The sequence below is a fragment of the Pseudomonas sp. LB3P58 genome, from assembly GCF_054897895.1.
The window spans coordinates 5,347,909-5,372,735 of record NZ_JBUBVE010000001.1 but is presented as its reverse complement, the minus strand read 5'-3'; the positions used below and the strand labels follow the sequence as shown (position 1 = coordinate 5,372,735).

Annotated in this window: 15 protein-coding genes, 6 tRNA genes and 3 rRNA genes; all 24 read left to right on the top strand. The window is 54.0% G+C overall.

Translation table 11 applies throughout. From position 1 onward, the window contains the following. The first annotated feature begins 259 nt into the window (after positions 1 to 259). Positions 260 to 1,798 (top strand): 16S ribosomal RNA (locus ACYZTZ_RS25105). Positions 1,799 to 1,880: 82 nt separating this feature from the next. Beyond that, positions 1,881 to 1,957, top strand: a tRNA-Ile gene (locus ACYZTZ_RS25100). 27 nt (positions 1,958 to 1,984) lie between these two features. Next, positions 1,985 to 2,060 (top strand) — tRNA-Ala (locus ACYZTZ_RS25095). A gap of 250 nt (positions 2,061 to 2,310) precedes the next feature. Further along, a 23S ribosomal RNA gene (locus ACYZTZ_RS25090) occupies positions 2,311 to 5,201 on the top strand. Positions 5,202 to 5,359: 158 nt separating this feature from the next. Then, positions 5,360 to 5,475: ribosomal RNA gene (rrf, locus tag ACYZTZ_RS25085) — 5S ribosomal RNA — on the top strand. The 16S, 23S and 5S rRNA genes sit together here with 2 tRNA genes alongside, the layout of an rRNA operon. Positions 5,476 to 5,610: 135 nt before the next feature. Beyond that, positions 5,611 to 6,570, top strand: a complete 960-nt coding sequence (birA, locus tag ACYZTZ_RS25080) for a bifunctional biotin--[acetyl-CoA-carboxylase] ligase/biotin operon repressor BirA (protein WP_462000004.1) — start codon at positions 5,611 to 5,613, stop codon at positions 6,568 to 6,570. Continuing rightward, a complete protein-coding gene (locus tag ACYZTZ_RS25075) occupies positions 6,560 to 7,309 on the top strand; it encodes a pantothenate kinase (protein WP_056743444.1) in 750 nt (249 codons plus the stop codon). Before birA ends, ACYZTZ_RS25075 begins: the two co-directional genes overlap by 11 nt. A 7-nt stretch (positions 7,310 to 7,316) precedes the next feature. Beyond that, complete coding sequence (locus ACYZTZ_RS25070; protein WP_056743442.1) at positions 7,317 to 7,757, top strand: hypothetical protein; 441 nt, start codon at positions 7,317 to 7,319, stop codon at positions 7,755 to 7,757. Between the two features lie 142 nt (positions 7,758 to 7,899). Continuing rightward, a tRNA-Tyr gene (locus tag ACYZTZ_RS25065) sits at positions 7,900 to 7,984 on the top strand. Between the two features lie 23 nt (positions 7,985 to 8,007). After that, positions 8,008 to 8,081, top strand: a tRNA-Gly gene (locus ACYZTZ_RS25060). 26 nt (positions 8,082 to 8,107) lie between these two features. Continuing rightward, positions 8,108 to 8,183, top strand: a tRNA-Thr gene (locus tag ACYZTZ_RS25055). 84 nt (positions 8,184 to 8,267) lie between these two features. Continuing rightward, positions 8,268 to 9,461: an elongation factor Tu gene (gene tuf / locus ACYZTZ_RS25050; protein ID WP_019693885.1), complete on the top strand. Its 1,194-nt coding sequence runs from the start codon at positions 8,268 to 8,270 to the stop codon at positions 9,459 to 9,461. Between the two features lie 53 nt (positions 9,462 to 9,514). Next, positions 9,515 to 9,590, top strand: a tRNA-Trp gene (locus tag ACYZTZ_RS25045). Between the two features lie 45 nt (positions 9,591 to 9,635). Next, positions 9,636 to 10,004 carry a preprotein translocase subunit SecE gene (gene secE / locus ACYZTZ_RS25040; RefSeq protein WP_008145488.1) on the top strand — a complete coding sequence of 123 codons (369 nt, stop codon included), beginning with the start codon at positions 9,636 to 9,638 and terminating at the stop codon, positions 10,002 to 10,004. A 9-nt stretch (positions 10,005 to 10,013) separates the two neighbouring features. Further along, the gene (nusG, locus tag ACYZTZ_RS25035; RefSeq protein WP_007896622.1) at positions 10,014 to 10,547 is read left to right on the top strand and encodes a transcription termination/antitermination protein NusG; all 534 of its coding nucleotides are present in this window, start codon (positions 10,014 to 10,016) and stop codon (positions 10,545 to 10,547) included. A 117-nt stretch (positions 10,548 to 10,664) separates the two neighbouring features. After that, entirely contained in the window at positions 10,665 to 11,096 is a 432-nt protein-coding gene (rplK, locus tag ACYZTZ_RS25030; RefSeq protein WP_003210097.1) for a 50S ribosomal protein L11, read from the top strand. After that, on the top strand, positions 11,096 to 11,791 hold the full coding sequence (rplA, locus tag ACYZTZ_RS25025; protein WP_007896626.1) for a 50S ribosomal protein L1: 696 nt from the start codon (positions 11,096 to 11,098) through the stop codon (positions 11,789 to 11,791). The genes rplK and rplA overlap by 1 nt, the downstream gene beginning before the upstream one ends. A 198-nt stretch (positions 11,792 to 11,989) precedes the next feature. Further along, positions 11,990 to 12,490: a 50S ribosomal protein L10 gene (rplJ, locus tag ACYZTZ_RS25020; RefSeq protein WP_008145489.1), complete on the top strand. Its 501-nt coding sequence runs from the start codon at positions 11,990 to 11,992 to the stop codon at positions 12,488 to 12,490. 80 nt (positions 12,491 to 12,570) lie between these two features. Further along, positions 12,571 to 12,936 carry a 50S ribosomal protein L7/L12 gene (rplL, locus tag ACYZTZ_RS25015; RefSeq protein WP_008145490.1) on the top strand — a complete coding sequence of 122 codons (366 nt, stop codon included), beginning with the start codon at positions 12,571 to 12,573 and terminating at the stop codon, positions 12,934 to 12,936. Positions 12,937 to 13,156: 220 nt separating this feature from the next. Further along, a complete protein-coding gene (gene rpoB / locus ACYZTZ_RS25010) occupies positions 13,157 to 17,230 on the top strand; it encodes a DNA-directed RNA polymerase subunit beta (protein WP_056743440.1) in 4,074 nt (1,357 codons plus the stop codon). 64 nt (positions 17,231 to 17,294) lie between these two features. After that, positions 17,295 to 21,494 carry a DNA-directed RNA polymerase subunit beta' gene (rpoC, locus tag ACYZTZ_RS25005; protein ID WP_046047315.1) on the top strand — a complete coding sequence of 1,400 codons (4,200 nt, stop codon included), beginning with the start codon at positions 17,295 to 17,297 and terminating at the stop codon, positions 21,492 to 21,494. 216 nt (positions 21,495 to 21,710) lie between these two features. After that, on the top strand, positions 21,711 to 22,082 hold the full coding sequence (gene rpsL / locus ACYZTZ_RS25000) for a 30S ribosomal protein S12 (RefSeq protein WP_002555494.1): 372 nt from the start codon (positions 21,711 to 21,713) through the stop codon (positions 22,080 to 22,082). Positions 22,083 to 22,200: 118 nt separating this feature from the next. After that, a complete protein-coding gene (gene rpsG, locus ACYZTZ_RS24995; RefSeq protein ID WP_002555493.1) occupies positions 22,201 to 22,671 on the top strand; it encodes a 30S ribosomal protein S7 in 471 nt (156 codons plus the stop codon). A 30-nt stretch (positions 22,672 to 22,701) separates the two neighbouring features. Then, on the top strand, positions 22,702 to 24,807 hold the full coding sequence (gene fusA, locus ACYZTZ_RS24990) for an elongation factor G (RefSeq protein ID WP_056743438.1): 2,106 nt from the start codon (positions 22,702 to 22,704) through the stop codon (positions 24,805 to 24,807). Positions 24,808 to 24,827: the final 20 nt, after the last annotated feature.

The window sequence follows — 24,827 nt, the reverse complement described above, 5'->3', positions numbered from 1 at the left end:
AAAGGAAACTTTGAAAACTTCGGAAAATAACCGCTTGACAGCAACAGAGGCTGCTGTAGAATGCGCGCCTCGGTTGAGACGAAAGATCTTAACCAACCGCTCTTTAACAACTGAATCAAGCAATTCGTGTGGGTGCTTGTGGAGTCAGACTGATAGTCAACAAGATTATCAGCATCACAAGTTACTCCGCGAGAAATCAAAGATGTAACCAACGATTGCTGAGCCAAGTTTAGGGTTTCTTAAAAACCCAAAGATGTTTGAACTGAAGAGTTTGATCATGGCTCAGATTGAACGCTGGCGGCAGGCCTAACACATGCAAGTCGAGCGGCAGCACGGGTACTTGTACCTGGTGGCGAGCGGCGGACGGGTGAGTAATGCCTAGGAATCTGCCTGGTAGTGGGGGATAACGCTCGGAAACGGACGCTAATACCGCATACGTCCTACGGGAGAAAGCAGGGGACCTTCGGGCCTTGCGCTATCAGATGAGCCTAGGTCGGATTAGCTAGTTGGTGAGGTAATGGCTCACCAAGGCGACGATCCGTAACTGGTCTGAGAGGATGATCAGTCACACTGGAACTGAGACACGGTCCAGACTCCTACGGGAGGCAGCAGTGGGGAATATTGGACAATGGGCGAAAGCCTGATCCAGCCATGCCGCGTGTGTGAAGAAGGTCTTCGGATTGTAAAGCACTTTAAGTTGGGAGGAAGGGCATTAACCTAATACGTTGGTGTCTTGACGTTACCGACAGAATAAGCACCGGCTAACTCTGTGCCAGCAGCCGCGGTAATACAGAGGGTGCAAGCGTTAATCGGAATTACTGGGCGTAAAGCGCGCGTAGGTGGTTTGTTAAGTTGGATGTGAAATCCCCGGGCTCAACCTGGGAACTGCATTCAAAACTGACAAGCTAGAGTATGGTAGAGGGTGGTGGAATTTCCTGTGTAGCGGTGAAATGCGTAGATATAGGAAGGAACACCAGTGGCGAAGGCGACCACCTGGACTGATACTGACACTGAGGTGCGAAAGCGTGGGGAGCAAACAGGATTAGATACCCTGGTAGTCCACGCCGTAAACGATGTCAACTAGCCGTTGGGAGCCTTGAGCTCTTAGTGGCGCAGCTAACGCATTAAGTTGACCGCCTGGGGAGTACGGCCGCAAGGTTAAAACTCAAATGAATTGACGGGGGCCCGCACAAGCGGTGGAGCATGTGGTTTAATTCGAAGCAACGCGAAGAACCTTACCAGGCCTTGACATCCAATGAATCTGCTAGAGATAGCGGAGTGCCTTCGGGAACATTGAGACAGGTGCTGCATGGCTGTCGTCAGCTCGTGTCGTGAGATGTTGGGTTAAGTCCCGTAACGAGCGCAACCCTTGTCCTTAGTTACCAGCACGTTAAGGTGGGCACTCTAAGGAGACTGCCGGTGACAAACCGGAGGAAGGTGGGGATGACGTCAAGTCATCATGGCCCTTACGGCCTGGGCTACACACGTGCTACAATGGTCGGTACAGAGGGTTGCCAAGCCGCGAGGTGGAGCTAATCCCAGAAAACCGATCGTAGTCCGGATCGCAGTCTGCAACTCGACTGCGTGAAGTCGGAATCGCTAGTAATCGCGAATCAGAATGTCGCGGTGAATACGTTCCCGGGCCTTGTACACACCGCCCGTCACACCATGGGAGTGGGTTGCACCAGAAGTAGCTAGTCTAACCTTCGGGAGGACGGTTACCACGGTGTGATTCATGACTGGGGTGAAGTCGTAACAAGGTAGCCGTAGGGGAACCTGCGGCTGGATCACCTCCTTAATCGACGACATCAGCTGCTCCATAAGTTCCCACACGAATTGCTTGATTCATTGAAGAAGACGATAAGAAGCAGCCCGAAATTGGGTCTGTAGCTCAGTTGGTTAGAGCGCACCCCTGATAAGGGTGAGGTCGGCAGTTCGAATCTGCCCAGACCCACCAATTTTGTGTGGGAACCTGTAGAAATACGGGGCCATAGCTCAGCTGGGAGAGCGCCTGCCTTGCACGCAGGAGGTCAACGGTTCGATCCCGTTTGGCTCCACCACTACTGCTTCTGTTTGTTGAAAGCTTAGAAATGAGCATTCCATCGTGATGATGGTGAATGTTGATTTCTAGTCTTTGGATTAGATCGTTCTTTAAAAATTTGGGTATGTGATAGAAAGATAGACTGAACAACACTTTCACTGGTGTTGGATCAGGCTAAGGTAAAATTTGTGAGTTGCTCTTAATTGAGTATTATCGAATTTTCGGCGAATGTCGTCTTCACAGTATAACCAGATTGCTTGGGGTTATATGGTCAAGTGAAGAAGCGCATACGGTGGATGCCTTGGCAGTCAGAGGCGATGAAAGACGTGGTAGCCTGCGAAAAGCTTCGGGGAGTCGGCAAACAGACTTTGATCCGGAGATGTCTGAATGGGGGAACCCAGCCATCATAAGATGGTTATCTTAAGCTGAATACATAGGCTTAAGAGGCGAACCAGGGGAACTGAAACATCTAAGTACCCTGAGGAAAAGAAATCAACCGAGATTCCCTTAGTAGTGGCGAGCGAACGGGGACTAGCCCTTAAGTGGCTTTGAGATTAGCGGAACGTTCTGGAAAGTGCGGCCATAGTGGGTGATAGCCCTGTACGCGAAAATCTCTTAGTCATGAAATCGAGTAGGACGGAGCACGAGAAACTTTGTCTGAATATGGGGGGACCATCCTCCAAGGCTAAATACTACTGACTGACCGATAGTGAACTAGTACCGTGAGGGAAAGGCGAAAAGAACCCCGGAGAGGGGAGTGAAATAGATCCTGAAACCGTATGCGTACAAGCAGTGGGAGCCCACTTGTTGGGTGACTGCGTACCTTTTGTATAATGGGTCAGCGACTTATTTTCAGTGGCGAGCTTAACCGAATAGGGGAGGCGTAGCGAAAGCGAGTCTTAATAGGGCGTCTAGTCGCTGGGAATAGACCCGAAACCGGGCGATCTATCCATGGGCAGGTTGAAGGTTGGGTAACACTAACTGGAGGACCGAACCGACTACCGTTGAAAAGTTAGCGGATGACCTGTGGATCGGAGTGAAAGGCTAATCAAGCTCGGAGATAGCTGGTTCTCCTCGAAAGCTATTTAGGTAGCGCCTCATGTATCACTGTAGGGGGTAGAGCACTGTTTCGGCTAGGGGGTCATCCCGACTTACCAAACCGATGCAAACTCCGAATACCTACAAGTGCCGAGCATGGGAGACACACGGCGGGTGCTAACGTCCGTCGTGAAAAGGGAAACAACCCAGACCGTCAGCTAAGGTCCCAAAGTTATGGTTAAGTGGGAAACGATGTGGGAAGGCTTAGACAGCTAGGAGGTTGGCTTAGAAGCAGCCACCCTTTAAAGAAAGCGTAATAGCTCACTAGTCGAGTCGGCCTGCGCGGAAGATGTAACGGGGCTCAAACCATACACCGAAGCTACGGGTATCACTTAGGTGATGCGGTAGAGGAGCGTTCTGTAAGCCTGTGAAGGTGAGTTGAGAAGCTTGCTGGAGGTATCAGAAGTGCGAATGCTGACATGAGTAACGACAATGGGTGTGAAAAACACCCACGCCGAAAGACCAAGGTTTCCTGCGCAACGTTAATCGACGCAGGGTTAGTCGGTCCCTAAGGCGAGGCTGAAAAGCGTAGTCGATGGAAAACAGGTTAATATTCCTGTACTTCTGGTTATTGCGATGGAGGGACGGAGAAGGCTAGGCCAGCTTGGCGTTGGTTGTCCAAGTTTAAGGTGGTAGGCTGGAATCTTAGGTAAATCCGGGATTCTAAGGCCGAGAGCTGATGACGAGTTACCCTTTGGGTGACGAAGTGGTTGATGCCATGCTTCCAAGAAAAGCTTCTAAGCTTCAGGTAACCAGGAACCGTACCCCAAACCGACACAGGTGGTTGGGTAGAGAATACCAAGGCGCTTGAGAGAACTCGGGTGAAGGAACTAGGCAAAATGGCACCGTAACTTCGGGAGAAGGTGCGCCGGTGAGGGTGAAGCATTTACTGCGTAAGCCCATGCCGGTCGAAGATACCAGGCCGCTGCGACTGTTTATTAAAAACACAGCACTCTGCAAACACGAAAGTGGACGTATAGGGTGTGACGCCTGCCCGGTGCCGGAAGGTTAATTGATGGGGTTAGCTAACGCGAAGCTCTTGATCGAAGCCCCGGTAAACGGCGGCCGTAACTATAACGGTCCTAAGGTAGCGAAATTCCTTGTCGGGTAAGTTCCGACCTGCACGAATGGCGTAACGATGGCGGCGCTGTCTCCACCCGAGACTCAGTGAAATTGAAATCGCTGTGAAGATGCAGTGTATCCGCGGCTAGACGGAAAGACCCCGTGAACCTTTACTATAGCTTTGCACTGGACTTTGAATTTGCTTGTGTAGGATAGGTGGGAGGCTTTGAAGCGTGGACGCCAGTTCGCGTGGAGCCAACCTTGAAATACCACCCTGGCAACTTTGAGGTTCTAACTCAGGTCCGTTATCCGGATCGAGGACAGTGTATGGTGGGTAGTTTGACTGGGGCGGTCTCCTCCTAAAGAGTAACGGAGGAGTACGAAGGTGCGCTCAGACCGGTCGGAAATCGGTCGTAGAGTATAAAGGCAAAAGCGCGCTTGACTGCGAGACAGACACGTCGAGCAGGTACGAAAGTAGGTCTTAGTGATCCGGTGGTTCTGTATGGAAGGGCCATCGCTCAACGGATAAAAGGTACTCCGGGGATAACAGGCTGATACCGCCCAAGAGTTCATATCGACGGCGGTGTTTGGCACCTCGATGTCGGCTCATCACATCCTGGGGCTGAAGCCGGTCCCAAGGGTATGGCTGTTCGCCATTTAAAGTGGTACGCGAGCTGGGTTTAGAACGTCGTGAGACAGTTCGGTCCCTATCTGCCGTGGACGTTTGAGATTTGAGAGGGGCTGCTCCTAGTACGAGAGGACCGGAGTGGACGAACCTCTGGTGTTCCGGTTGTCACGCCAGTGGCATTGCCGGGTAGCTATGTTCGGAATAGATAACCGCTGAAAGCATCTAAGCGGGAAACTAGCCTCAAGATGAGATCTCACTGGGACCTTGAGTCCCCTGAAGGGCCGTCGAAGACTACGACGTTGATAGGTTGGGTGTGTAAGCGCTGTGAGGCGTTGAGCTAACCAATACTAATTGCCCGTGAGGCTTGACCATATAACACCCAAGCAATTTGCTGTCCTGAAGAGGCACCAGATTGCGGTGTGTGAAGACGAAACGAACCGAAAGTTCGAGATACTCACCAAACACCAAACTATCGCATACCCATTCGCTGGAGCGTAATCCGCAAGGAGAACGACCTGGCTACCGAATTTCTTGACGACCATAGAGCATTGGAACCACCTGATCCCATCCCGAACTCAGCAGTGAAACGATGCATCGCCGATGGTAGTGTGGGGTTTCCCCATGTGAGAGTAGGTCATCGTCAAGATTAAATTCCGAAACCCCTATCTGCGTATGCAGGTAGGGGTTTTGTTTTGCCCGCAGAAAAACTGACCTGTAGGGTTTCTATGCAATGGCGCGGGGCATGGCTATCATGCGGGCCTCATTGTGAGGCGAGACTTGCATGCTGACATTGTTAAAGCTTCTTAAAGATGGCCGATTCCATTCGGGTCAGGCCTTGGGCGTCGCCTTGGGTGTCAGTCGTAGTGCCGTTTGGAAGCAGCTTCAGCATTTAGAAGCTGAGCTGGGATTATCCATTCATAAGGTGCGGGGTCGCGGCTATCAACTGGCTGCGCCATTGACGCTGCTTGATCCTGTCGAGATAAGAGAGCAGGCGCCTTCTTGTGATTGGCCCATCCTGGTTTTCGATTCAATTGATTCTACTAATGCCGAGGCTTTGCGCGCCATAGAGCGGGGGCAGGCGGCACCCTTTCTGGTGCTTGCCGAACGGCAAACTGCGGGGCGCGGGCGGCGTGGACGTAAATGGGCGAGTCCATTTGCGGAAAACATCTATTACAGCCTCGTGCTGCGTATTGAAGGTGGAATGCGTCAGCTGGAAGGCTTGAGTCTTGTTGTTGGGCTCGCCGTCATGCAGGCCCTGCGTGAGCTTGGTATTTCTGGGGCTGGATTGAAGTGGCCCAACGATGTTCTGGTTGGTCAGAAGAAGATCGCCGGGATATTGCTCGAGCTGGTGGGAGACCCTGCTGATGTGTGTCACGTTGTGCTGGGTGTGGGAATTAATGTGAATATGCAGATTACCGATGAGGTAGATCAGCAGTGGACGTCCATGCGGCTAGAGTCGGGCAAGGTGTTTGATCGAAATCACTTGGTCGGGGAATTGGGTGCGATGCTCCAGGCATATCTGTCTCGTCATCAAGCCGACGGATTTTCAGCTATCCAGGCAGAGTGGGAGCAAAATCATCTCTGGCAGGGACGGGCCGTGTCGTTGATCGCAGGTGTTAACCATATAGATGGCGAAGTGCTGGGTATTGATAGTCAGGGTGCTCTGCGCTTGAAGGTGGGTGGTGTGGAAAAAGTCTTTAGTGGTGGTGAGCTCAGTCTGAGGTTGCGTGATGATTCTTGAGCTCGACTGCGGAAACAGTTTTATCAAGTGGCGTGTGCTCGACGCGGATGTTCGGCGGGTGATTGGCGAGGGCGTCGTTGATTCGGATCTCGCTTTGTTGGAGAGCTTGAAAGCGCTCAAGGGTCTCGCTCTCAAGTTTTGCCGGTTGGTCAGTGTCAGGACCGCAGAAGAGACCAGTGCACTGATTTCTCTGCTGACAGAAGCTTTTGGTGTGTCGGTGGTATGTGCAGCGCCATCCCGCGAGATGTCCGGAGTTCGTAATGGCTATGAGGAGTTCGAGCGGTTAGGGCTCGACCGTTGGCTGGCGATGCTTGGGGGATTCCAACTGGCTTCGGGTGCGTGCCTTGTGCTTGATTTTGGTACGGCTGTTACTGCGGACTTCATCTCTAGGGATGGAGAGCACCTCGGAGGATTTATATGCCCGGGAATGCCTCTGATGCGAAACCAATTGCGTACCCACACCCGTAGAATTCGTTATGGCGATCTAGCCGCCGAGCGCGCTCTGGAAAGTCTTGTTCCTGGTCGGACAACTGTCGAAGCTGTCGAGCGGGGATGCTCATTGATGCTGAGAGGCTTTGTCCTGACGCAGCTAGAGTTGGCGCATAGCTATTGGGGAGATGATTTTGCTGTGTTCCTCACTGGAGGAGATGCAGACCTGGTTTCCGAGATCGTGCCTGAGGCCAGGGTGGTTCCTGATCTGGTGTTTGTAGGTTTGGCTATGGCGTGTCCCTTGTCGTGAGGTTTTTATGCGTTGGTTGTTTCTGCTGCTGCTTGTTCTCAATGTGTTCTATTACGTCTGGCACCAGCAAGAGGCTCCTCTGCGTGCGAAGGATGTAACCCCTTTGAATTTATATAGGGGTTCGCAGCAGGATATTCGCTTGTTGAGTGAAACGACTGACGCGGCTCGTGATAAAGGAAAGCCTACCCAGGCAGACGATGGATGCCTCTATCTTGGCGGTTTTACTCGTCAGGAGGCAGCTCAGGCGGTTGAGCGGCGATTGAGCGGCATGGAAATCAAGTTTGAGTCCTTGCTGAGGCCTCCCGCCGACTCTGATGGTTACTGGGTGCGTGTGGCACCAGAAAGCCGGCGTTGGCTGGATGATTCGCAGCTGAAAAACCTTTCTAGAGAATTCAATGAGTTAAAACATAAAATAATGCCGTGCGAGGGGGTTGCACCCGCCGAATAGTTTGCATAGAATGGCGCCCGCTTCGCAGTGAAGACCTTTAACGGTTAACACCGCAAAGTGATGTCAACGCAGCTAACCTCAGGTTTTTAATGAGAAAATGCTTGACAGAAGGCTGGCATGATATAGAATGCCGGCTCGCTTAGGAGGGGTTCCCGAGCGGCCAAAGGGATCAGACTGTAAATCTGACGTCTACGACTTCGAAGGTTCGAATCCTTCCCCCTCCACCATTTTTAGCGAGAGCTGCAAGCTCGCGGGTATAGTTTAGTGGTAGAACCTCAGCCTTCCAAGCTGATGATGCGGGTTCGATTCCCGCTACCCGCTCCAAGTTTGCAGATCCTGCACAGCGTTACGCTCTTGTAGCTCAGTTGGTAGAGCACACCCTTGGTAAGGGTGAGGTCAGCGGTTCAAATCCGCTCAAGAGCTCCATATAACAAGGCAGATATGAAAATATCTGCCTTTGTTTTAATGGCTTGTTTGACCTGCTTAATTCTTCTCCTAGGGGTGGTTTTGATGGCTAAGGAAAAGTTCGAACGTAATAAGCCGCACGTCAACGTTGGTACCATTGGTCACGTCGATCACGGTAAAACAACTCTGACTGCTGCTTTGACTCGCGTCTGCTCCGAGGTTTTCGGTTCGGCAAAGGTTGACTTCGACAAGATCGATAGCGCCCCTGAAGAAAAAGCTCGTGGTATTACCATCAACACCGCTCACGTTGAGTACGATTCGGCTGTGCGTCACTACGCACATGTTGACTGTCCAGGTCACGCTGACTACGTAAAAAACATGATTACCGGTGCTGCTCAGATGGATGGTGCGATTCTGGTTTGCTCGGCCGCTGATGGTCCGATGCCGCAAACCCGTGAGCATATCCTTCTGTCCCGCCAGGTTGGCGTTCCGTACATCGTTGTCTTCCTGAACAAGGCTGACATGGTCGATGATGCTGAGCTGCTGGAGCTGGTTGAGATGGAAGTGCGCGACCTGCTGAGCGCTTATGATTTCCCAGGTGATGACACTCCGATCATCATTGGTTCGGCGCTGATGGCGCTGAATGGTCAAGACGACAACGAGATGGGCACTACTGCTGTCAAGAAGTTGGTCGAGACTCTGGATAGCTACATTCCGCAGCCTGAGCGTGCTATTGATAAGCCGTTCCTGATGCCGATCGAGGATGTTTTCTCGATCTCCGGTCGCGGTACTGTTGTGACTGGTCGTGTTGAGCGTGGCATTGTCCGCATTCAGGAAGAGGTTGAGATTGTTGGTCTTCGTGACACTGTCAAAACTACTTGCACTGGTGTTGAGATGTTCCGCAAGCTGCTCGACGAAGGTCGTGCTGGCGAGAACTGCGGCGTATTGCTGCGTGGTACCAAGCGTGATGATGTTGAGCGTGGCCAGGTTCTGGTTAAGCCGGGCACTGTCAAGCCGCATACCAAGTTCACTGCTGAAGTTTACGTTTTGAGCAAGGAAGAGGGTGGTCGTCATACGCCATTCTTCAAAGGCTACCGTCCACAGTTCTACTTCCGGACCACCGACGTGACCGGTAACTGCGAACTGCCGGAAGGCGTTGAAATGGTGATGCCAGGTGATAACGTCCAAATGACGGTCACTCTGATCAAAACCATCGCAATGGAAGATGGTCTGCGTTTCGCCATTCGTGAAGGCGGTCGTACCGTCGGCGCTGGTGTCGTTGCTAAGGTTATCGAGTAAATTGTTGTAATGTCTTTTTCGGGCCGGCATAATGGTCGGCCTGATTTTGTTTTAGGTCAGTAGCTCAATTGGCAGAGCGACGGTCTCCAAAACCGTAGGTTGGGGGTTCGATTCCCTCCTGACCTGCCAGATTCACTTGGTGTGTCTGGCTTTCTTTTAACAGGATCTTCATAGATGACTCCTAAAGCTGAAGCTCAAGGCTCTCGCTTCGATCTGCTCAAGTGGCTAGTAGTAGTTGCTTTGGTGGTTGTTGGCGTTGTTGGCAATCAGTATTACTCTGCTTCGCCGATCCTGTACCGCGTACTTGCTTTGCTCGCCATTGCTGCTGTAGCTGCCTTTGTAGGCCTGCAGACGGTCAAGGGCAAGTCTTTCTTTGTACTGGTTAAGGAAGCTCGCACCGAGATTCGTAAAGTCGTATGGCCAACTCGCCAAGAAACCACGCAGACCACGTTGATTGTTGTGGCTGTTGTTCTGGTTATGGCGTTGCTGTTGTGGGGGCTTGATTCCCTGCTCGGCTGGCTTGTTTCCTTGATTGTCGGCTAAGGGTGTCCCGTGGCTAAGCGTTGGTACGTTGTGCATGCTTACTCCGGTTACGAGAAGCATGTCATGCGCTCGTTGGTAGAGCGCGTAAAGCTGGCTGGCATGGAAGATGGCTTCGGCGAAATTCTGGTTCCCACTGAAGAAGTGGTTGAAATGCGTAATGGCCAGAAACGCAAAAGCGAGCGCAAGTTCTTCCCAGGTTATGTGCTGGTTCAGATGGATATGAATGAGGGTACTTGGCACTTGGTCAAAGATACTCCTCGGGTGATGGGCTTTATCGGCGGTACTGCGGATAAACCTGCACCTATTACTGATAAAGAGGCAGAAGCGATTCTGCGTCGCGTTGCTGATGGTAGCGACAAGCCGAAGCCGAAGACGTTGTTCGAGCCAGGTGAGTCGGTGCGTGTCAATGACGGTCCGTTTGCCGACTTTACCGGCACGGTCGAAGAAGTTAACTACGAGAAGAGCCGGATCCAAGTGGCAGTGCTCATTTTCGGTCGCTCTACTCCGGTAGAGCTAGAGTTCAGCCAGGTCGAAAAGGTCTAGCTGAGCAAGCATCCCAACCCCGCAGCCCTAGGCTGTGGGGTTTTGTCGTCACTGGGATAAACGCGCAAGTAACCGGGGAGCCTTTCGAGGCGTTCGAACCCGTAATTGGAGTGCCTCATGGCCAAGAAGATTACCGCTTACATCAAGCTGCAAGTGAAGGCCGCTCAGGCTAACCCAAGCCCACCTGTTGGTCCTGCTCTGGGTCAGCACGGCGTGAACATCATGGAATTCTGCAAGGCTTTCAACGCCCGTACTCAGGGTATTGAACCAGGTCTGCCGACTCCAGTGATCATCACTGTCTACAGCGACCGTAGCTTCACTTTCGAAACCAAATCCACGCCTGCTTCGGTTCTGCTGAAGAAAGCTGCTGGTCTGACTAGCGGTTCCGCTCGTCCGAACACAGTTAAGGTTGGCACCGTTACCCGTGCTCAGCTGGAAGAAATCGCGAAAACCAAAAACGCGGATCTGACTGCAGCTGATATGGACGCGGCCGTGCGTACTATCGCCGGTTCTGCTCGTAGCATGGGCCTTAACGTGGAGGGTGTGTAATGGCTAAGTTGACCAAGCGTCAAAAGGCTATCGCCGGCAAAATCGAAGCAGGCAAGTCCTACAACTTTGTAGACGCTGCTGCTCTGCTGGCTGAGCTGTCGACCGTCAAGTTCAGCGAGTCGTTCGACGTTGCTGTAAACTTGGGCGTTGACCCGCGTAAATCCGACCAGGTCGTTCGTAGCGCTACTGTGCTGCCACACGGCACTGGCAAGACCGTTCGCGTTGCTGTGTTCACCCAAGGTCCAGCTGCTGAGGCCGCTTTGGCTGCCGGCGCTGACCGTGTAGGTATGGACGATCTGGCTGCCGAAATGAAAGGCGGCGACCTGAACTATGACGTAGTTATCGCATCCCCGGATGCAATGCGCGTTGTTGGTCAGTTGGGTCAGATCCTGGGCCCACGTGGCCTGATGCCTAACCCTAAAGTCGGCACCGTAACGCCAGACGTAGCTACCGCGGTTAAGAACGCCAAGGCTGGTCAGGTTCGTTATCGCACCGACAAAAACGGCATCATCCACACCTCCGTTGGCAAGGTTGGCTTCGACGCCGTCAAGCTGAAGGAAAACGTTGAAGCCCTGATCGCTGATCTGAAGCGTATCAAGCCTGCTTCCTCGAAAGGTATTTACGTCAAGCGCGTTACCCTGAGCACCACCATGGGTCCAGGCCTGGTCATCGACCAAGGTTCGCTCGACGCGTAAGACACAGGTTGGCGCAAGCGATTGCGTCAATTGAAAGATTGGGGTCCCTGCCTGGCGGGGGCTATCCAAGACCGTAGGCGGCGCAAGCCTTAAACCCCAAGCCTACGCAGATGGTGCTCCCGGTTCCTTACCGAATCAGACACCAAAACGACATCTGGCCTCGGTTGGATGAAACGGTAACAAGCAGGAGTTTTTCCCGTGGCAATTAAACTTGAAGACAAGAAGGCCATCGTCGCTGAAGTCAACAAGGCTGCCCAAGTTGCTCTGTCCGCTGTCGTGGCTGATGCCCGTGGCGTAACAGTAGGCGCTATGACCGGACTCCGTAAAGAGGCTCGTGAAGCTGGCGTTTACGTACGTGTTGTACGTAACACCCTGCTCAAGCGCGCCGTTGCTGGCACTCAATATGACGTGCTCAACGACGTGTTCACCGGCCCGACCTTGATTGCATTCTCCAAAGATCATCCGGGCGCTGCTGCTCGTATCTTCAAAGAGTTCGCAAAAGGTCAGGATAAGTTCGAGATCAAGGCAGCTGCGTTCGAGGGCAAGTTCCTCGCAGCTAATCAGATCGACGTACTGGCAAGCCTGCCGACCCGTGACGAAGCAATTTCTCAGCTGATGAGCGTGATTCAAGGCGCAACCAGCAAATTGGCTCGTACTCTGGCGGCTCTTCGCGACCAGAAAGAAGCTGCCGCAGCCTAAGGCTGAGCGACTCCTTTCAGCGTTTATTGTTTATTTCGATGGCCGCGTAGGCTGTCACCCCAATACAGGAATTTATAGTCATGTCTCTGACTAACGACCAAATCATCGAAGCAATCGGCGAAAAATCCGTTCTGGAAATCGTTGAGCTGATCAAGGCCATGGAAGAGAAGTTCGGCGTTTCCGCTGCCGCTGCTTCCGCTGGTCCAGCTGCTGTCGCTGCCGTTGTTGAAGAACAAACTGAATTCAACGTCATGCTGCTGGAAGCTGGCGAGAAGAAAGTTAACGTGATCAAGGCAGTACGTGAACTGACCGGTCTGGGCCTGAAAGAAGCCAAGGCTGTAGTTGACGGCGCTCCTGGCGTTGTTCTGGAAGCTGTTTCGAAAGACGCAGCTGACAAAGCAAAAGCCACTCTGGAAGAAGCAGGCGCTAAAGTCGAGCTGAAGTAAGCATCGACTTTGCGTCTCCAGCCCGAGCGTTAAGCGAAAGGCTGATGGCTGGTGGCTCTTGCCACCGGCCTTTTTCCGTTATTGGCAGCCGACTGGGTCGGTGCTGATAACGAGCTGTAACCACCCGATGCGGTGGCGCAAACCATGGGGTTTGCACGATTTTCTGGCTGCTCCCGTCGGGAGGGGCCAAACAAGCAGGTGACCAAGCTGGGGAACGCTGATGGCTTACTCATATACTGAGAAAAAACGTATCCGCAAGGACTTTAGCAAGTTGCCGGACGTCATGGATGTGCCGTACCTCCTGGCCATCCAGCTGGATTCGTATCGTGAATTCTTGCAAGCGGGAGCGACTAAAGATCAGTTCCGCGACGTGGGCCTGCATGCGGCCTTCAAATCCGTTTTCCCGATCATCAGCTACTCCGGCAATGCTGCGCTGGAGTACGTCGGTTATCGCCTGGGCGAACCGGCATTTGATGTCAAAGAATGCGTATTGCGCGGTGTAACTTATGCCGTACCTTTGCGGGTAAAAGTGCGCCTGATCATTTTCGACAAAGAATCGTCGAACAAAGCGATCAAGGACATTAAAGAGCAAGAAGTCTACATGGGTGAAATCCCCCTGATGACTGAGAACGGTACCTTCGTAATCAACGGTACCGAGCGTGTAATCGTTTCCCAGCTGCACCGTTCCCCGGGCGTGTTCTTCGACCACGACCGTGGCAAGACGCACAGCTCCGGCAAACTGTTGTACTCGGCGCGTATCATTCCTTACCGCGGTTCGTGGCTGGACTTCGAGTTCGACCCGAAAGACTGCGTATTCGTGCGTATCGACCGTCGTCGCAAGCTGCCTGCATCGGTACTGCTGCGCGCGCTCGGCTATACCACCGAAGAAGTGCTGGACGCTTTCTACACCACCAACGTTTTCCACCTGAGCGGCGAAACCCTCAGTCTGGAACTGATTGCTTCGCGTCTGCGTGGTGAAATCGCTGTTCTTGATATTCAGGACGAGAAGGGCAAGGTCATCGTTGAGGCTGGTCGTCGTATTACTGCGCGCCACATCAACCAGATCGAAAAAGCCGGTCTCAAGACCCTGGAAGTGCCTCTGGACTACGTCCTGGGTCGCACTACCGCCAAGGCCATCGTGCATCCGGCAACCGGCGAAATCCTGGCTGAGTGCAACACCGAGCTGAACACCGAGATCCTGGCAAAAATCGCCAAGGCCCAGGTTGTTCGCATCGAAACTCTGTACACCAACGATATCGACTGCGGTCCGTTCGTCTCCGACACGCTGAAGATCGACTCCACCAGCAACCAATTGGAAGCGCTGGTCGAGATCTATCGCATGATGCGTCCAGGCGAGCCGCCAACCAAAGACGCTGCCGAGACTCTGTTCAACAACCTGTTCTTCAGCCCTGAGCGCTATGACCTGTCTGCGGTCGGCCGGATGAAGTTCAACCGTCGTATCGGTCGTACCGAGATCGAAGGTTCGGGCGTGTTGTGCAAGGAAGACATCGTTGCGGTGCTGAAGACTCTGGTCGACATCCGTAACGGCAAAGGCATCGTCGATGACATCGACCACTTGGGTAACCGTCGTGTTCGCTGCGTAGGCGAAATGGCCGAGAACCAGTTCCGCGTTGGCCTGGTACGTGTTGAGCGTGCGGTCAAAGAACGTCTGTCGATGGCTGAAAGCGAAGGCCTGATGCCGCAAGACCTGATCAACGCCAAGCCAGTGGCTGCGGCGGTGAAAGAGTTCTTCGGTTCCAGCCAGCTTTCCCAGTTCATGGACCAGAACAACCCGCTGTCCGAGATCACCCACAAGCGTCGTGTTTCTGCACTCGGCCCTGGCGGTTTGACTCGTGAGCGTGCTGGCTTTGAAGTTCGTGACGTACACCCGACTCACTACGGTCGTGTATGCCCGATTGAAACGCCGGAAGGTCCGAACATCGGTCTGATCAACTCCCTGGCCGCTTATGCGCGCACCAACCAGTACGGCTTCCTCGAGAGCCCGTACCGTGTGGTGAAAGACGCTCTGGTCACCGACGAGATCGTGTTCCTGTCCGCCATCGAAGAAGCTGATCACGTGATCGCTCAGGCTTCGGCCACGATGAACGACAAGAAAATGCTGATCGACGAGCTGGTAGCTGTTCGTCACTTGAACGAGTTCACCGTCAAGGCGCCGGAAGACGTCACCTTGATGGACGTTTCTCCGAAGCAGGTAGTTTCGGTTGCAGCGTCGCTGATCCCGTTCCTCGAGCACGATGACGCCAACCGTGCGTTGATGGGTTCGAACATGCAGCGTCAAGCTGTACCAACCCTGCGCGCTGACAAGCCGCTGGTCGGTACTGGCATGGAGCGTAACGTAGCTCGTGACTCCGGCGTTTGCGTCGTGGCTCGTCGTGGTGGCGTTATCGATTCCGTCGACGCCAGCCGTATCGTGGTTCGTGTTGCTGATGATGAAGTTGAAACCGGTGAAGCTGGTGTCGACATCTACAACCTGACCAAATACACCCGCTCCAACCAGAACACCTGCATCAACCAGCGTCCGCTGGTGCGTAAAGGTGATCGGGTTCAGCGTAGCGACATCATGGCTGACGGCCCGTCCACCGACATGGGTGAACTGGCGCTGGGTCAGAACATGCGCATCGCGTTCATGGCCTGGAACGGTTACAACTTCGAAGACTCCATCTGCCTGTCGGAACGAGTTGTTCAAGAAGACCGCTTTACCACGATCCACATTCAGGAACTGACCTGTGTGGCACGTGACACCAAGCTTGGGCCAGAGGAAATCACTGCAGACATCCCGAACGTGGGTGAAGCTGCACTGAACAAGCTGGACGAAGCCGGTATCGTTTACGTAGGTGCTGAAGTTGGCGCAGGCGACATCCTGGTTGGTAAGGTCACTCCGAAGGGCGAGACCCAGCTGACTCCGGAAGAAAAACTGCTGCGTGCCATCTTCGGTGAAAAAGCCAGCGACGTTAAAGACACCTCCCTGCGCGTGCCTACCGGCACCAAGGGTACCGTCATCGACGTACAGGTCTTCACCCGCGACGGCGTTGAGCGTGATGCTCGTGCACTGTCGATCGAGAAGACTCAACTCGACGAGATCCGCAAGGACCTGAACGAAGAGTTCCGTATCGTTGAAGGCGCAACTTTCGAACGTCTGCGTTCCGCTCTGGTCGGCCGCAAAGCCGAAGGCGGCGCCGGTCTGAAGAAAGGTCAGGAAATCACCGACGAAGTTCTCGACGGTCTTGAGCATGGTCAGTGGTTCAAACTGCGCATGGCTGAAGATGCTCTGAACGAGCAGCTCGAGAAGGCTCAGGCCTACATCGTTGATCGCCGCCGTCTGCTGGACGACAAGTTCGAAGACAAGAAGCGCAAACTGCAGCAGGGCGATGACCTGGCTCCAGGCGTGCTGAAAATCGTCAAGGTTTACCTGGCAATCCGTCGCCGCATCCAGCCGGGCGACAAGATGGCCGGTCGTCACGGTAACAAAGGTGTGGTCTCCGTGATCATGCCGGTTGAAGACATGCCGCACGATGCCAATGGCACCCCGGTCGACGTCGTCCTCAACCCGTTGGGCGTACCTTCGCGTATGAACGTTGGTCAGATCCTTGAAACCCACCTGGGCCTCGCGGCTAAAGGCTTGGGCGAGAAGATCAACCGGATGATCGAAGAGCAGCGCAAAGTCGCTGAGCTTCGTAAATTCCTGGACGAGATCTACAACCAGATCGGCGGTCGTAACGAAGATCTGGATAGCTTCTCCGACCAGGAAATCCTGGATCTGGCGAAGAACCTGCGTGGCGGCGTTCCAATGGCCACTCCAGTGTTCGACGGCGCCAAGGAAAGCGAAATTAAGGCCATGCTGAAACTGGCAGACCTGCCAGAAAGCGGCCAGATGCAGCTGACCGACGGCCGTACCGGCAACAAGTTCGAGCGCCCGGTTACTGTTGGCTACATGTACATGCTGAAGCTGAACCACTTGGTAGACGACAAGATGCACGCTCGTTCTACCGGTTCGTACAGCCTGGTTACTCAGCAGCCGCTGGGTGGTAAGGCGCAGTTCGGTGGTCAGCGTTTCGGGGAGATGGAGGTCTGGGCACTGGAAGCATACGGTGCTGCTTACACTCTGCAAGAAATGCTCACAGTGAAGTCGGACGATGTGAACGGCCGTACCAAGATGTACAAAAACATCGTGGATGGCGATCACCGTATGGAGCCGGGCATGCCCGAGTCCTTCAACGTGTTGATCAAGGAAATTCGTTCCCTCGGCATCGATATCGATCTGGAAACCGAATAACACGTGACGCGAATCGAGAGCGGGGCAGGATTGCCCGCTCTCTGCTCCGCCAGGAGGAAAGGCCTTGAAAGACCTACTGAATTTGCTGAAAAACCAGGGTCAAGTCGAAGAGTTCGACGCCATCCGTATTGGATTGGCATCGCCTGAGATGATCCGTTCGTGGTCGTTCGGTGAAGTTAAAAAGCCGGAAACCATCAACTACCGTACGTTCAAACCTGAGCGTGACGGCCTGTTCTGCGCCAAGATCTTTGGCCCGGTAAAGGATTACGAGTGCCTGTGCGGTAAGTACAAGCGCTTGAAGCACCGCGGTGTGATCTGCGAGAAGTGCGGCGTTGAAGTCGCGCTGGCCAAAGTTCGTCGTGAGCGCATGGCGCACATCGAACTGGCCTCGCCAGTTGCCCACATCTGGTTCCTGAAATCGCTGCCGTCGCGTATCGGCTTGCTGATGGACATGACCCTGCGTGATATCGAACGCGTTCTCTACTTCGAGAGCTATGTCGTTATCGATCCAGGCATGACCACCCTTGAAAAAGGTCAGCTGCTCAACGATGAGCAGTACTTCGAAGCGCTGGAAGAGTTTGGCGACGATTTCGATGCCCGTATGGGTGCCGAGGCTGTCCGTGAACTGCTGCACGCTATCGACCTGGAACACGAGATTGGCCGTCTGCGTGAAGAAATTCCGCAAACCAACTCCGAAACCAAAATCAAGAAGCTGTCCAAGCGTCTGAAGTTGATGGAAGCCTTCCAGGGTTCCGGCAACCTTCCAGAATGGATGGTGCTGACCGTTCTGCCGGTTCTGCCGCCAGATCTGCGTCCACTGGTCCCGCTGGATGGCGGTCGCTTCGCGACTTCCGACCTCAACGATCTGTATCGTCGAGTGATCAACCGTAACAACCGCTTGAAGCGCCTGCTTGATCTGTCCGCTCCGGACATCATCGTGCGCAACGAAAAGCGTATGTTGCAGGAAGCTGTCGACGCACTGCTCGATAACGGTCGTCGTGGCCGCGCTATCACCGGTTCCAACAAGCGTCCTCTGAAATCCCTGGCTGACATGATCAAGGGTAAACAAGGTCGTTTCCGTCAGAACTTGCTCGGTAAGCGTGTTGACTACTCCGGTCGTTCGGTAATTACCGTAGGTCCGACCCTGCGTCTGCACCAGTGCGGTCTGCCGAAGAAGATGGCTCTCGAGCTGTTCAAGCCGTTCATTTTCGGCAAGCTGGAAATGCGTGGTCTCGCGACCACCATCAAAGCTGCCAAGAAGATGGTCGAGCGCGAGCTGCCAGAGGTTTGGGACGTTCTCGCTGAAGTGATCCGTGAACACCCGGTTCTCCTCAACCGTGCACCGACCCTTCACCGTCTGGGTATCCAGGCGTTTGAACCGGTACTGATCGAAGGTAAGGCTATCCAGCTGCACCCGTTGGTCTGTGCTGCGTACAACGCCGACTTCGACGGCGACCAAATGGCCGTGCACGTACCGCTGACACTGGAAGCCCAGTTGGAAGCGCGTGCGTTGATGATGTCGACCAACAACATTCTGTCGCCAGCCAACGGTGAGCCAATCATCGTTCCGTCGCAGGACGTTGTATTGGGTCTGTACTACATGACTCGTGAAGCGATCAACGCCAAGGGCGAAGGTCGTGTGTTTGCGGATCTGCAAGAAGTTGACCGTGTGTTCCGTGCCGGCGAAGCCGCACTGCACGCTAAAGTCAAAGTGCGGATCAACGAAACCGTCAACGACCGTGATGGCGGCAGCGTGAGCGGCACTCGTATCGTCGACACCACTGTCGGCCGTGCGCTGTTGTTCCAGGTTGTTCCACCTGGCCTGTCGTACGACGTCGTCAACCAGCCGATGAAGAAAAAGGCGATCTCCAAGCTGATCAACCAGTGCTACCGCGTGGTTGGTTTGAAAGAGACCGTGATCTTCGCTGACCAGTTGATGTACACCGGTTTTGCCTATTCGACCATTTCCGGCGTTTCCATCGGTGTTAACGACTTCGTTATCCCGGATGAAAAAGCCCGCATCATCAATGCTGCTACTGATGAAGTGAAAGAGATCGAAAGTCAGTACGCCTCCGGCCTGGTAACCCAGGGCGAGAAGTACAACAAAGTGATCGACCTTTGGTCCAAGGCGAACGACGAAGTTTCCAAGGCGATGATGGCCAACCTCTCGAAAGAGAAAGTCATCGACCGCCATGGCGTCGAAGTCGACCAGGAATCCTTCAACTCGATGTACATGATGGCCGACTCGGGCGCACGGGGTTCTGCTGCGCAGATCCGTCAGCTCGCCGGTATGCGTGGCCTGATGGCCAAGCCGGATGGTTCCATCATCGAAACGCCGATTACTGCGAACTTCCGTGAAGGTTTGAGCGTACTTCAGTACTTCATCTCCACTCACGGTGCTCGTAAAGGTTTGGCGGATACCGCGTTGAAAACTGCGAACTCCGGTTACCTGACTCGTCGTCTGGTAGACGTGGCGCAGGATCTGGTTGTGACCGAGATCGATTGCGGCACCGAGCATGGCCTGGTAATGACTCCGCACATTGAAGGCGGTGACGTTGTTGAGCCGCTGGGTGAGCGCGTATTGGGTCGTGTTATTGCCCGTGACGTGTTCAAGCCAGGTACCGAAGAAATCATCGTTCCTGCCGGCACGCTGGTAGACGAGAAGTGGGTTGAGTTCATCGAGCTGAACAGCATCGATGAAGTGATCGTGCGTTCGCCGATCAGCTGCGAAACCCGCTATGGCATTTGCGCCAAGTGCTACGGCCGTGACTTGGCTCGTGGTCACCAGGTGAACATCGGTGAAGCGGTCGGCGTTATCGCTGCCCAGTCCATCGGTGAACCGGGTACCCAGCTGACCATGCGTACGTTCCACATCGGTGGTGCCGCTAGCCGGACCTCCGCTGCGGACAGCGTCCAGGTGAAGAATGGCGGTACCGTTCGTCTGCACAATTTGAAGCACGTGGAGCGAGTGGATGGTTGCCTGGTTGCTGTGTCCCGTTCCGGTGAGCTGGCAATCGCGGATGACTTCGGTCGTGAGCGCGAGCGTTACAAGCTGCCGTACGGTGCTGTGATTTCGGTTAAAGAAGGTGACAAGGTCGACGCTGGCGCAATCGTGGCCAAGTGGGATCCGCACACTCACCCAATCGTTACCGAAATGAAAGGTACCGTGACCTACGTGGGCATGGAAGAAGGCATCACGATCAAGCGTCAGACTGACGAATTGACCGGTATGACCAACATTGAAGTACTCGACGCCAAAGACCGTCCAGCTGCCGGTAAAGATATCCGTCCTGCTGTGAAGATGGTTGATGACAACGGCAAGGATCTCTTGCTGCCGGGTACCGACGTAATTGCTCAGTACTTCCTGCCTGCTAACGCCCTGGTTGGTGTAGCGGACGGTGCGAAGATTGCGATCGGTGACGTTATCGCTCGTATCCCGCAAGAGACTTCGAAGACCCGTGACATCACCGGTGGTCTGCCACGTGTTGCCGACTTGTTCGAAGCACGTCGTCCGAAAGAAGCCTCGATTCTGGCTGAAGTCAGCGGCACCATCGCGTTCGGTAAAGAGACCAAAGGCAAGCGCCGTCTGGTTATCACCCCGAACGACGGTACCGATCCGTACGAAGAGCTGATTCCTAAGTGGCGTCACCTGAACGTCTTCGAAGGCGAACAGGTAAACCGCGGCGAAGTTATCTCCGACGGCCCGAGCGATCCACACGACATCCTGCGTCTGCTGGGTGTGAGTGCGCTGGCCAAGTACATCGTGAACGAGATCCAGGACGTTTATCGTCTGCAAGGCGTGAAGATCAACGATAAGCACATCGAGACCATCCTGCGTCAGATGTTGCGTAAGGTTGAAATCGCTGAATCCGGCGACTCGACTTTCATCAAGGGCGACCAGATGGAGTTGACTCACGTTCTGGTAGAGAACGAGCGTTTGGCTGGCGACGAGAAATTCGTTTCCAAGTTCACTCGCGTGCTGCTGGGTATCACCAAGGCGTCGTTGTCCACCGAATCGTTCATCTCGGCGGCTTCCTTCCAGGAAACCACTCGCGTACTGACCGAAGCGGCGGTAACCGGCAAGCGCGATTACCTGCGCGGCCTGAAAGAAAACGTGGTCGTGGGTCGTCTGATCCCGGCTGGTACCGGTCTGGCTTATCACAGCGAGCGCAAACGCCGCCGTGATGCTGACAAACCGTTGCGCGTAAGCGCCAGTGAAGTGGAAGCTGCACTGACCGAAGCGCTGAACTCGAGCGGTAACTGAGTTCTGCGGTAAATGAGCGTAAGGCCCTGGCCATTCCGTTCATCGAATCGAGACAATTTGTCGAGGTTGGATGAGTGAGGAGGTCGGGGCCTTGCCTTGACTGGGGGCAAGATCCTCTTTAGACTCTTGTACCCCTAAATTTGGCGGGAATTCGTTCCTGCCATTTTGCTTTTCTTGCAAGACAATAGCGTCGCAAGACAACAGTGGAGCTAGTAGATGGCAACTATCAACCAGCTGGTACGTCAGCCGCGTAAGCGTATCGTCGAGAAATCCGACGTGCCTGCGCTGCAGAACTGCCCGCAACGTCGTGGCGTATGCACCCGTGTGTATACCACCACGCCGAAAAAACCTAACTCGGCACTGCGTAAAGTATGCCGTGTGCGTCTGACCAACGGTTTCGAGGTTTCCTCGTACATCGGCGGTGAAGGCCACAACCTGCAAGAGCACAGCGTGGTACTGATCCGCGGCGGTCGTGTAAAAGACTTGCCAGGTGTTCGTTACCACACCGTACGCGGTTCTTTGGATACTTCCGGCGTTAAAGGTCGTAACCAGGGTCGCTCGAAGTACGGTACCAAGAAGCCTAAGTAGTAGTGGCTTTTTGTAAAAACTGATTTTCTATTTTTCTGAGTCGATAAGAGTAAGGTCGGAGGCGTCCCGAAAGGGCACCGATTCCGAGCGAACCTGAAGACCGTTTGAGGGCTTATCCATGCCAAGAAGACGCGTAGCAGCCAAGCGCGAAGTGCTTGACGATCCAAAATACGGAAGCCAAATCCTGGCCAAGTTCATGAACCACGTTATGGAAAGCGGCAAGAAAGCCGTTGCCGAGCGTATCGTTTATGGCGCGCTGGAGAAGGTTAAAGAACGCAAGAACAGCGACCCCCTGGAAATCTTCGAGAAAGCTCTCGACGCCATCGCTCCGCTGGTCGAAGTAAAGTCGCGCCGTGTAGGCGGTGCTACTTACCAGGTTCCGGTTGAAGTTCGTCCGTCCCGTCGTAACGCCCTGGCAATGCGCTGGTTGGTAGACTTCGCCCGTAAGCGCGGCGAGAAGTCTATGGCTCTGCGTTTGGCTGGCGAACTGTTGGACGCTGCCGAAGGTAAAGGTGCTGCAGTTAAGAAGCGTGAAGACGTGCACCGTATGGCTGAAGCCAACAAGGCTTTCTCGCACTACCGCTTCTAATTTTAGCGTCACTAATTTTGCGAGGGCTTTATGGCTCGTACTACACCGATTAATCGCTACCGTAACATTGGTATCGTTGCTCACGTGGATGCTGGTAAAACCACCACCACCGAGCGCGTCCTTTTTTACACTGGCAAAAGTCACAAGATGGGCGAGGTGCATGACGGCGCCGCGACCACAGACTGGATGGTGCAGGAGCAGGAGCGTGGTATTACCATTACTTCTGCTGCTATTACCGCCTTCTGGCAGGGTTCCGAGAAGCAGCACAAGGACCAATACCGCTTTAACGTTATTGATACCCCGGGCCACGTTGACTTCACTATTGAAGTTGAACGTTCCCTGCGTGTACTCGATGGCGCGGTCGTTGTGTTCTGCGGCACCTCGGGCGTTGAGCCTCAGTCGGAAACCGTATGGCGTCAAGCCAACAAATACGGCGTTCCACGTCTTGTTTACGTAAACAAGATGGACCGTGCTGGTGCGAACTTCCTGCGCGTGATCGGTCAGATCAAGCAGCGTCTGGGTCACACCCCGGTGCCAATCCAGTTGGCTATCGGTTCCGAAGACAACTTCCAGGGTCAGATCGATCTGATGGCTATGGAAGCTGTTTACTGGAATGACGCTGACAAAGGCATGGTTCCAGTTCGCAAGCCTATCCCTGCTGAACTGCAGGAACTGGCTGACGAATGGCGCGGCAACATGGTTGAAGCTGCGGCTGAAGCCAGCGAAGAGCTGATGAACAAGTACCTCGAAGGTGAAGAACTCACCAACGAGGAAATCAAGGCTGCTCTGCGTCAGCGTACTATCGCTGGTGAGATCGTCTTGGCTGTTTGCGGTTCTTCCTTCAAGAACAAGGGTGTTCCCCTGGTTCTCGACGCCGTTATCGACTACCTGCCTGCTCCAAGCGACATTCCTGCCATCAAGGGTACTGACCCTGATGACGAGACCCAGGAAATGGAGCGTCACGCAGACGACAGCGAGCCGTTCTCGGCTCTGGCGTTCAAGATCGCTACCGACCCATTCGTGGGTACCTTGACCTTTGTTCGAGTTTACTCGGGCGTGTTGGCCTCCGGCGACGGCGTGATCAACTCGGTTAAAGGCAAGAAAGAGCGTGTGGGTCGTATGGTGCAAATGCACGCAAACGCCCGTGAAGAAATCAAGGAAGTACGCGCTGGTGACATCGCGGCCTTGATCGGCATGAAGGACGTCACCACTGGTGAAACTTTGTGCAACGCTGACAAGCCAATCATCCTGGTTCGCATGGACTTCCCGGAGCCGGTTATTTCGGTTGCCGTAGAGCCTAAGACCAAGGACGACCAGGAAAAAATGGGTATCGCTCTGGGCAAGCTTGCTCAGGAAGATCCATCTTTCCGCGTCAAGACTGATGAAGAGACTGGTCAAACGATCATCTCCGGCATGGGCGAGTTGCACCTGGACATCCTGGTTGACCGGATGCGCCGTGAGTTCAACGTCGAAGCCAACATCGGTAAGCCTCAAGTTTCGTACCGTGAGCGCATCACGAAGAGCTGCGAAATTGAAGGCAAGTTCGTTCGCCAATCCGGCGGTCGTGGCCAGTTCGGTCACTGCTGGATTCGTTTTGCTCCTGCTGACGAAGGTCAGGAAGGTCTGCAATTCCTGAACGAAGTAGTGGGTGGTGTGGTTCCTAAGGAATACATCCCGGCTATCCAGAAGGGTATCGAAGAGCAGATGAAGAACGGCGTTGTTGCCGGCTATCCGCTGATCGGCCTGAAGGCTACCGTGTTTGATGGTTCCTACCACGACGTCGACTCCAACGAGATGGCGTTTAAGGTGGCTGCTTCCATGGCGACCAAGCAACTGGCCCAGAAGGGCGGTGGTGAGTTGCTTGAGCCGATCATGGCGGTAGAGGTTGTTACGCCTGAAGACTATATGGGTGACGTGATGGGCGACCTTAACCGTCGTCGCGGCATGATCCTGGGTATGGAAGACACGGTTTCCGGCAAAGTGATTCGCGCCGAGGTTCCGCTGGGTGAGATGTTCGGTTACGCAACCGACGTTCGTTCCATGTCCCAAGGTCGCGCAAGCTACTCTATGGAATTCAAAAAATACAATACAGCTCCGTCGCATATCGTCGAAACTGTTACCAAAAAACAAGGCTGATTCAGCCCCTTTAGGCTAGG